This is a genomic window from Streptomyces sp. NPDC005485 (assembly GCF_040606085.1).
Lineage (GTDB): Bacteria > Actinomycetota > Actinomycetes > Streptomycetales > Streptomycetaceae > Streptomyces.
The window spans coordinates 1-7,142 of the sequence record NZ_JBEXDZ010000266.1; the positions used below are offsets into that span (position 1 = coordinate 1).

6 protein-coding genes and 2 pseudogenes are annotated in these 7,142 nt (G+C 68.6%); 6 read left to right on the top strand and 2 right to left on the bottom strand.

The window, feature by feature from the left end; translation table 11 throughout:
• Positions 1 to 288: 288 nt before the first annotated feature.
• The 6 genes and pseudogenes from ABZS97_RS42800 (at position 289) to ABZS97_RS42825 (ending at position 6,052) form a co-directional block, all read left to right on the top strand.
• A complete protein-coding gene (locus ABZS97_RS42800) occupies positions 289 to 684 on the top strand; it encodes an MmcQ/YjbR family DNA-binding protein (RefSeq protein ID WP_356148980.1) in 396 nt (131 codons plus the stop codon).
• A 187-nt stretch (positions 685 to 871) separates the two neighbouring features.
• Complete coding sequence (locus ABZS97_RS42805) at positions 872 to 1,897, top strand: zinc-binding dehydrogenase (protein WP_356148965.1); 1,026 nt, start codon at positions 872 to 874, stop codon at positions 1,895 to 1,897.
• 269 nt (positions 1,898 to 2,166) lie between these two features.
• Positions 2,167 to 3,594 carry a carboxylesterase family protein gene (locus tag ABZS97_RS42810; RefSeq protein ID WP_356148968.1) on the top strand — a complete coding sequence of 476 codons (1,428 nt, stop codon included), beginning with the start codon at positions 2,167 to 2,169 and terminating at the stop codon, positions 3,592 to 3,594.
• 36 nt (positions 3,595 to 3,630) lie between these two features.
• Positions 3,631 to 3,753 (top strand): annotated as a pseudogene (locus ABZS97_RS42815) (alpha/beta hydrolase fold domain-containing protein); the annotation flags it as partial.
• Positions 3,754 to 3,893: 140 nt separating this feature from the next.
• Positions 3,894 to 5,702: a serine/threonine-protein kinase gene (locus ABZS97_RS42820; protein WP_356148971.1), complete on the top strand. Its 1,809-nt coding sequence runs from the start codon at positions 3,894 to 3,896 to the stop codon at positions 5,700 to 5,702.
• Positions 5,703 to 5,926: 224 nt separating this feature from the next.
• The gene (locus ABZS97_RS42825) at positions 5,927 to 6,052 is read left to right on the top strand and encodes a hypothetical protein (RefSeq protein ID WP_356148974.1); all 126 of its coding nucleotides are present in this window, start codon (positions 5,927 to 5,929) and stop codon (positions 6,050 to 6,052) included.
• Positions 6,053 to 6,253: 201 nt separating this feature from the next.
• Here the strand turns inward: ABZS97_RS42825 and ABZS97_RS42830 are convergent, their stop codons facing one another.
• Together ABZS97_RS42830 and ABZS97_RS42835 are read right to left on the bottom strand one after the other, a co-directional pair.
• Entirely contained in the window at positions 6,254 to 6,844 is a 591-nt protein-coding gene (locus tag ABZS97_RS42830; protein WP_356148977.1) for a hypothetical protein, read from the bottom strand.
• Positions 6,845 to 6,998: 154 nt separating this feature from the next.
• Positions 6,999 to 7,142 (bottom strand): annotated as a pseudogene (locus ABZS97_RS42835) (RNA-guided endonuclease TnpB family protein); the annotation flags it as partial.

Genomic DNA, 7,142 nt, shown 5'->3' on the forward strand with positions numbered 1-7,142 from the left:
GCCTCGTCTTCGAAGACGAGGCCGGCCGTTGCACGCCGCCGCGGGGCTCTTACCCGCGGCCAGACCGGTGACCTCCAGGCTGTACGGGGTGCCGACCGGGGGGCTGGAAGCCGTACAGAGGGGTGAGTGCTCCTGCGGGAGCGGCGGATGCCTCGGCCCCGCCCGTCTGTCCGTTGCTGACCATCATGTGTCCGCAGCCTACCGCCCGAAATGCCCGGTCCCAGGGAATCATTGCTGGTGAGGCCCGGACAGCCGGGCCATCGGCGCATGAGCAAGGAGCTGAACGTCATAAACGGCAAGAAGCTGCAGCAGACGGCCGCCGAGTGCGCCGAGGGCCTGCCCAGCACCGTTCTGGAGCACCCCTTCGGTGAGGAGTGGGACGTTCACAAGGTGCGCGGCAAGGTCTTCATGCTGATGACCGACGTCACCGGGGAGCCCCTGGTGATCCTCAAGTCCGCCCCCGACGAGGCGGCGGCGCTGCGTGAGCAGCACACCGAGATCACCCCCGGCTACCACATGAACAAAAGGCACTGGATCACCCTGCACGGCGGCGACTCCCTCGACCGCTCGCTGGTCGAGGAACTGGTGACCGACTCCTACCGGCTGGTGGTCGCGGGCCTCCCGAAAGACCGGCAGCCGGTGAACCCGGCGACGTACGCCCAAGGAGACCGGGCCCCGCGATGACCCCGGGAAACACGTCGTGGTCACGGACAAACGCACCTCGGGAAGCGTCGGCAACCCGCCCTTCGAGGCCACCGCCCACTACCAGCAAGCCCTCGACCTGTGGAAAGGCATCGACCGCCCCTGACGGCCGGCGGGACGCCATCCGGAACAGCGCCCCATGGGGGCGAAACAGAGTGAGGAACTCGGCATGAGCCAACCGACAACAACAGCCGACGACGCCGCACCGACGACGATGCGGGCCGTCGTCGTCACCCGGCCCGGCGGTCTGGGCGCACTTCAGATCAAGGATGTGCCGGTGCCGGTACGCAAGCCCGGCTGGGTGCGGATCAAGGTGAAGGCGTTCGGCGTCAACGAGTCCGAAGTCACCACCCGCAAGGGCGAGTCCGACGCTGAGGTCACCTACCCGCGAATTCCCGGCATCGAGGGCGTCGGCCTGGTCGATGACGCCGACGAGGACAGCGGACTGCGCCCGGGACAGCAGGTGGCCACCATGATGGGCGGCATGGGCCGCTCCTACGACGGCGCGTACGCCCAGTACGTCACCGTCCCCGCGGCACAGGTCATCCCGTTCGAGACCAGCCTGCCGTGGGATGTCGTCGGTGCACTGCCGGAGATGTTCCAGACCGCCTACGGCTCTCTCGCCACCGGCCTGGACCTCAAGGCCGGGCAGACGCTGCTGATCCGCGGCGGCACCTCCACGGTCGGGCTGAGCGCGGCCACGATCGCCAAGGACCTCGGAGCCACCGTGCTGTCCACCACCCGCAGCCCCGACAGGGCCGGGGAACTGCGAGCGGCGGGCGTCGACCATCCACTCGTCGACAACGGCACGATCGCCGACCAGGTGCGCGACCTGGTGCCGGCCGGCGTGGACGCCGCACTGGAACTGGTGGGCTGCTCGGTCCTCGCCGACACCCTCAGCGCCGTCCGCCGGCACGGCACGGTCTGCTTCACCGGAGCCCTGGCGGGCCAGTGGACGATCCCTGATTTCAGCCCGTTCATGATCCCGTTCGGGGTGCGGCTGACCAGCTACGCGGGTGAGGCCGGCGACCTCCCGGCCGACGCCTTCGCCCATCAACTCCAGGCCATCGCCGCCGGTCGCCTCCAAGTCCCGGTCGCGAAGGTCTACCACGGCCTGGAACAGGTCCGTGACGCCCAGGCCGACGTCGAGTCCGGCACCACGCCGGGCAAGCACGTCGTCGTCCTGGACGACTGAGAGCTGATCGCGGGACGCCCGCCAACGGCGCCGTCCCGCGCCCGAGTCATACCCCGCACTACGGCGCCGCCAGATCCCGAACCGACCCCCTGCCGCTTCACCGGCCGCACATGAGCGACCAGCGCCTGCGCATCCTCGTCGAACTCGACACCCACCTACGACGCGCGACATCACGACACCTACAGGGACGTCGGAACAGCCAACTTTCTACGAACTCACCCCCCGGCGATTCCGACGTGGACTGACCCCTCTGAAAAAGGATCTGTCAGATGACCGACACCCCCGCACCGCACGCTGTCCGCTCCTGGCTCGGAATCCCCTACGCCACCGCAGAACGCTTCCGCAGCCCTACCCTCGTACCGTTCAACCCGGACCTGCCCTACGACCAGAAGGGGCCCGCACCGCTCCAGGCCGGGGACACCAGCTGGCTCGAAGCCGACAACGGCTTCAGCGAGGACTGCTTGAACCTCAACGTCTGGGCCCCCGAGGACGCCGGCGACGAGCCGTCGCCCGTGGTCGTCTACATCTTCGGCGGCGGGTGGGTGCTTGGCGCGAACACGCAGACCACCTCGAACGCGTCCGGCCTTGCCGCGACCGGACGAGCTGTCGGGGTTTCCCTGAACTATCGGCTCGGCCCGTTCGGATGGCTGTCCCTCTCCCAATACGGCGGTGCACTCAAAGAGGCCACGAACCTCGGCCTGCAGGACATCATCACCGCGCTGCGGTGGGTGCGGGAGAACATCGCCCAATTCGGCGGTGACCCCGGCAACGTCACCGTCACCGGCCACAGCGCCGGCGCCTTCAGCAGCCTCGCGCTGCTTGCCGCGCCCTCGGCCGACGGCCTCTTCCATCACCTCGCCGCATTCTCCGGCATGCCCTCACGCCAGGTGCCGGCCTGGGGGGCGGAAGAGCGCGCGCTGGCGGTCCTCACCGCGCTCGGGCTCCAAGACGATCCTGAGCAGCTGCTGAACGTCGACGCGAAGCTGCTCACCGAAACGATGAGCAAGACAATCTCGTCAGACCCTGGCGCAGCGCACGGCGTCGACAACGAGGTCATCGCCATCGTCGATGACCGAACCCAGCCGAACGGCATCCTCGCCGATCATCCCCTGAAGGTCCTCGAGTCCGGACGGCACCGAGACGTCGACATCCTCTTCAGCAGCGCGACTCATGAGACCGACTGGTGGGTCCTCAACAAGACCGATGAATTCGACCCCGGCAGCATCGACGACCTGGTCGAAGAATTCGCCACCCGCAACCGCATCCCCCGCAGCCGCGCCCGGAAGATCATCGCCGCATACGACGTCGACGGGCGCACCCCCGTCCAGGTGCGCGGTGCACTGCTCACCGACTTCTCCTTCACCCTGCCCCAGGCGCGTGGCGCGCTCGCACACGCCGCCGCCGGCGGAAACGCGCACCTGCTCTGCGTGGGGTCGGTCGAAGGGGCGCACGCAGTACACGGTTCAGAAATGTACGGGATCGTCGGCCAGGAACGCCCCGATGCCAGCGACGAGCAGATCGTCCGCGACGCCTTCGTCCGCGACGCCGTCCTCACCCTCGCTGAAGGGAACATCAACGACATGTGGGACGCGGTGACAGCCGAGCCCACCACGCAAGGCATCGGCAACCCGCCCTACGACCCCACCACCCATACCGTCGAAGTCCTGCACATTTTCCAAGACATCGAACGGCCCTGAGCCCGACTGCCAAACCGCGGGGCCGACGGATCGATCAGTGGCGGCGGCCTCGCGGCGGGGACCGCGCTACTCGCCCGCGATCGCGCCTTTCCCTCGCTCAGCCACCAGATTCTGATCTGCCCCATGCTCGACGACCGCTTCGAGACGCACAGCAGTCGTGTGACTCCTCCCCCGGCTGAAGCCGGGGGAGGAGTCACACAAACGCCGTCTTCGGCTTCACCGGAAACATCAACGGCGCCTATTGTCAACGGCGTTGCATTGATGACCAGGCGGTACGAGTTCGGGGGAGCAACATCAGCATGAGCGGTACGAACGGGGACGGGCACGACGAGCGGGAGGACTACGTCGACGGGGGCATCAAGCCACTCACCGCCTTCGACCCGGCACGCATCGGCCCGTACCTGCTGCTTGGCCGGCTCGGTGCGGGCGGCATGGGACGCGTCTTCCTCGCCAGATCGGACAGCGGGCGCACCGTCGCCGTGAAGGTGGTGCACGAGGAGCACGTGTCCGACGAACGGTTCAGGGCGCGGTTTCGGCGGGAGATCGAGGCTGCGGGGCGGGTCGCCGAGCGGTACACCGCGCCCGTCCTCGACGCGGGGCCCGACGAAGACCCTCCGTGGGTGGCGACCGGGTATGTGCCGGGTCTCTCACTGGAGCAAGTCGTGCGGCGGCACGGGCCGTTGCCCACCACGTCGCTGCACACCCTCGCCGACGGACTGCTGCACGCTTTGAAGGACATCCATGACGCGCAGATCGTGCACCGCGACCTGAAGCCCTCCAACGTCATGCTGACCGTGGACGGGACCAAGGTCATCGACTTCGGGATCGCGCGGGCCCTGGAGACCTCCGTCGAGTCGCTGCTGACCAGCACGGGGATGGTCGTCGGGTCGCCCGGCTTCATGTCGCCGGAGCAGATCCGCGGACAGAGCGCCGGGCCCGGGAGCGATGTGTTCACCGTCGGGTGCGTGCTCACGTACGCGGCGACGGGACGGCTGCCCTTCGGGCACGGGGCCAGCAACCAGCACGCCGTCATGTTCCAGATCGTGCAGGAGGAACCCGACCTGGAAGGGGTCGAGGACCCCGCTCTGCGCTCACTCATCACACGCTGCCTGACCAAGGACTCCGAGCAACGGCCCGGCGTGGACGAGCTGTTGGCGACTCCCGGACGGGTCGGACCGCAGACCGCCGGGCGCGGATGGCTGCCCGCCGACGTGGTCACACACCTCGCCCAGCAGGCCGCCCGACTGCTCGACGCCGAAGTGCAGCCCTTGCGTGAGGAGCCCGCCGACCGGGCAACCGTGGGCCTGCGCCCGCAGGCCGAGCCGCCCGTCGTCGTCCCCGCGGGCGACAGCTCCACGACGCAGGAGCGCCGCCCCCGCCGGCGCCGGACGATCATCGCGCTGCCCATTGTCGTCGTCCTCACCGTCGGCGGCACCACGATGGTCGTCCTCCAGCCCTGGAGCCATGACAGTGGCGGAACGCACGCCCAGTCACCCGGCAACAGCGCGAGCCCCACCCCGGGCGACAGCAACTCACCCAACAGGCCCAGCAGTTCACCCTCCAAGACAGCCAAGGGCAAGGACGGCGACGGCAAGCCCACGGAGCAGGGTGGCGACGGGAGGCCGCAGACGCCCGAAGCAAAGCCGCCTGCCTCCGGTGACCCCTCGACCCGCTCCTCGGACTCGGACTCGGACTCGGATGCAGGAGACTCGTCCCACTCCAGCACCTCGTCCTCCAGCTCCTCTGGTTCCTCCGGCTCGGACGGCGGAGGTTCGTCCGGTTCCGGCAGCTCCTCCACCGGCTCCGCGCCGCCCGCCATGAAGAGCTACCGGGTCGACTACACGAACTCCTGCGTCGGCGCGTGCTCCATGCCGCTCAAGGTGAGCTGGTCAGCGGTGTCCCGGGCGACCCGCTACGACATCCACTACACCAACAAGGGCAGCAACTTCACCGCCAAGAACGTCGACAGCATCCGCTCCACGGGCAACACCAGTTACACCATCCAGGGCCCGTACTCGGGAGACGAGATCTGCGTCGCGGTGCGCGCGGCCAACAAGTACGGCGCCTCCGCCTGGGCGGAGACCTGGTGCGGGACGGTTCCCTACTAGGCGCTGCTTCTCGGATCTCCTTCACCGTCCGGCCGGACGGTGAAGTCCGCCGTCGCCGGCGAGAGTGACGCGGCGCTGGACCTCCCGCGCGAGGCCAAGCTCACGCGGGGGCCCTCGGGGGAAGAGGGACAGCTCCTGTGCAACCCGACTGCTGGTTGGTGCGTATGCACCAGTGACCGCTTCGAGCGGCACCGGATCCCGGTAGACAAGACAAGGAGGGAACAGTGCGCCAAGCCGTAATCGGCCTGTTCGTGGCACTGGCGGCTGTGCTCGCGGTAGCACCGCTCGCCGGCGCCGACCATCACACCGAAACCGTCGCCTGCTGCGGCGGCACTACCGGCTTCCCGTAAAGGGCAGTCACCGTCAGCTCAACGTTGCATGAGGGTCCGTCAGCTTGCTGGCGGACCCTTCCCATCGATCGCAACGGCGGTCCGATCGAAGCCGGCCGCACCTGACCACACCGTGCGGGGCACCATTCACTGTCCGCGACAAGCTTTCAGACCGCCGGAGTACGAACGTACGTTCCGTCACCCGGCGCGGCTGCGGCTCTCCTACGCCCCCGTGTGCGGTACCCAGACGGCTGCGTGGAAGGGGCCGTTGGCGGTGACCGGGTCGGTGGGTGGGAGGGCTGCGCTGCCTGCGACGGTGCCGTGGTGGTTGACCTGCGTCGCGGCGGAGTTGAGGCCGCCGAGGGAGGGCAGGTAGGTGAAGTCGCCGTTGTCGGCGCGGGCGACGAAGGCGAAGGAGTTGGGGGCGAAGTTGTCGCCGACCATGGTGTTGCCGGCTATCTGCTTGACCTCGGTGACGCCGCGTCCGGTGCCGATCGTGGCGCTGGTGTGCGTCTTGAGGTCGTAGGAGGTGGAGAGTGCGCTGTCGCCGCCGACCACGGTGCTTCCGCTGATCAGTTGCGCGATCAGGAAGCGGGATCCCAGGTCCGTGCGGGTGCCGGTGCGCAGGTCGTAGGCGTATCCGGTGAGGGCGTTGTCGGCGGTTCGGGACTGGCCGACGACGGTTGGGCCGCTGATGTCGTTGGCTGTGCTGGAGCGTCCGCCGAGGGTGCCGAGGTCGGTCATCGTCCGGGTGCGCAGGCTGTAGGCGAACGCGTGGGTGACCGCGTCACCCACCAGCGATGACGTCCCCACCACGGTGTCCCCGTCGAGGCCGGTGATGTGGGTGCTGCTGCCGCCGAGCGTGCCGATGTCGAGGAGCCGGCGGGTGTGCAGGTTGTAGTTGAAGGCTCCCCTCCCTGAAGGGAGGGGATTGTCCGCCCTCCAGGGCTGAGCGGGGATTTACGGCTCAGGCTGCCTCTGGGTCCACCGGACCAGGAGGTCTTGCGCCCTCAGCGCCGTCCGGGTTCCAACCTGCCCGGACCAGCATCACGCGGGCGGAGTTCTTGTCCCTGGGGGACACGGCTGCGCACACGGTGCAGGTATACGTTCT

What these genes read in the sequence shown, in the direction of transcription:
- ABZS97_RS42805 (WP_356148965.1), top strand. Translation starts at nt 872, where the DNA reads ATGAGCCAACCGACAACAACAGCCGACGACGCCGCACCGACGACGATG.
- ABZS97_RS42810 (WP_356148968.1), top strand. Translation starts at nt 2,167, where the DNA reads ATGACCGACACCCCCGCACCGCACGCTGTCCGCTCCTGGCTCGGAATC.
- ABZS97_RS42820 (WP_356148971.1), top strand. Translation starts at nt 3,894, where the DNA reads ATGAGCGGTACGAACGGGGACGGGCACGACGAGCGGGAGGACTACGTC.